This window comes from Levilactobacillus sp. LN180102 (genome assembly GCF_050106635.1).
Classification (GTDB): domain Bacteria; phylum Bacillota; class Bacilli; order Lactobacillales; family Lactobacillaceae; genus Levilactobacillus; species Levilactobacillus brevis.
On sequence record NZ_JBNIIX010000042.1, the window covers coordinates 1 to 1875 of the forward strand.

Genomic DNA, 1875 nt, shown 5'->3' on the forward strand with positions numbered 1-1875 from the left:
ATCGTTAATGATGGCCATTTTGTTCTAAAGTACATTCGTGATGACGCAATGATTCACCGATATCTCATCCAGATACTAAGCCTTCTTCTCTCGAATGGAGCCCACCAGATCATCTGTAGCTGGAGCGTTCGCAAGCAATGCGCGAACATCATCAAGATTCACCTTAACATTCCAAACTAAAACACCAACTAACTTATCGGTATCTATGAAATAGACAAGCGATCCATGCGTTCGCCGATCAAAAATCAATTGCAATTTAGGATCAATATTACCGATTGCTTGCCAGGAAATATCAAAAATCATGGAATAGAAGTATGGGGTATGCTGATAGCTCATGTGAGCACCTGCCATATTACGGCCAACTAATTCACCAGAAAGTCGGGCATGGTCCACGTGCTCAATCCGTTGCCGACCCAAGATGTGATCTGGATAAGAGGCAATATCTCCAGCAGACCAGATGGCTGGGTCACTAGTATTGAGATACTCATTAACTTTCACACCACCATCAGCTAAATCCAAACAACTGTCTTCAGCTAAACTAATCCGCGGCGTAACGCCTAACCCAACAATGATCGTATCGGCTGCGATCACCGTACCATCCTTTGTCAATAGAATCAAGTGGTCACCTTGGCGTTGATATGATTGGACAAACTGACCACTCATCAGTGTGACACCATTGCGTTTGAACGTGGCTTCATACTCAGTCCGAATAGACTCAGGAAATTTACCCTCACCCAGCGCTTTTTCTGGAAAAATCATCGTAACTTCAGTCTCATTTTGGGTCAGTGACGATGCGAGCTCTGTACCAACATATCCACCACCAATGATCACAACTCGCTTGTTCGGACCACTAAATTTACGTAACTTGCGATAATCTGACCACTGTCTAAAGACTAGCACATGTGGATCAGAAGGTCCCTGGATTTGTCTAGGTTCTCCGCCAGTTGCTAGCAATAGCTGTTCATACTTGATTTGCTCACTATCGGCCAATGTAATGACCTTATCTTGCCGATTAATAGCCGTAACCGTTGTCTTGAACTTAAAAGTCACATTGGGATAATTTTCAGCACCAATCTGAATGTTCTCTTCAGTAAATTCATCATCTAGCCATAGTTTTTTACTCAGTGCCGGTCGTTCATATGGGACATCCGCCTCTTGCGAAATAATTAAGATCTCACCCTCTGAATCTTCCTGTCGAATTCCCTTGATGGCATAGCCAGCAACCACTCCGCCACCAACAATGACGTATCGATAGCTGTTTGTCTGATCCAAATCACTCATCTAATCGCCTCCATAACTTTACTTTTTCTAGGATCATTGTAATATAAAAACGCCATGATTCGAAAAATAACGCTCAGAATTGTCAATCGTTGCTTGCTTTTATCAGAATAATAATTTTATTTACATACTGCTACAAAGCTATCAAATATCACTATGATCCAGATTTAGAATTGCGGATAACACAGCATAAAATAATATTATTTTAATTAAAAAACCTCAATTTTTAAGGTAATCATTTTTGATTTTAATTTGAAGTAACAATATTCGAAGAGTTGTCATTTTTCTTGGTCATTTCTCGGATTTTAGTGGAGTTAGAAGTTTCAAGTGGTCCGCTCTGCTATGATTCTCTCATGTAAACATCATCTTTGTATATTGAATTTCTTTCGATATCTGATAAAGGTCGTCCGTTTAATCCCTGTATTACGGGCAACATCTACATCACTCATACCCGTTTGATAAAGCTTAAAAGCGTGTTGCAAACGGGGATCATCTTTGGCATATTGGGGTTTGCGCCCATGATATTTACCCTGCTGCTTAGCTAAGGCAATCCCTTGTTGCTGGCGCTCAATGATTCGCTTACGTTCACTTTCGGCC

The 1875-nt window shown here is 41.0% G+C and carries 2 protein-coding genes; both read right to left on the reverse strand.

Features of this window, described 5'->3' with window-relative positions; translation table 11 throughout:
- Positions 1–75: 75 nt before the first annotated feature.
- Entirely contained in the window at positions 76–1281 is a 1206-nt protein-coding gene (locus tag ACP4IT_RS12515; protein WP_011668996.1) for an NAD(P)/FAD-dependent oxidoreductase, read from the reverse strand.
- A gap of 359 nt (positions 1282–1640) precedes the next feature.
- A partial coding sequence (locus ACP4IT_RS12520; RefSeq protein ID WP_426855862.1) for a helix-turn-helix domain-containing protein occupies positions 1641–1875 on the reverse strand: 235 nt, incomplete at its 5' end.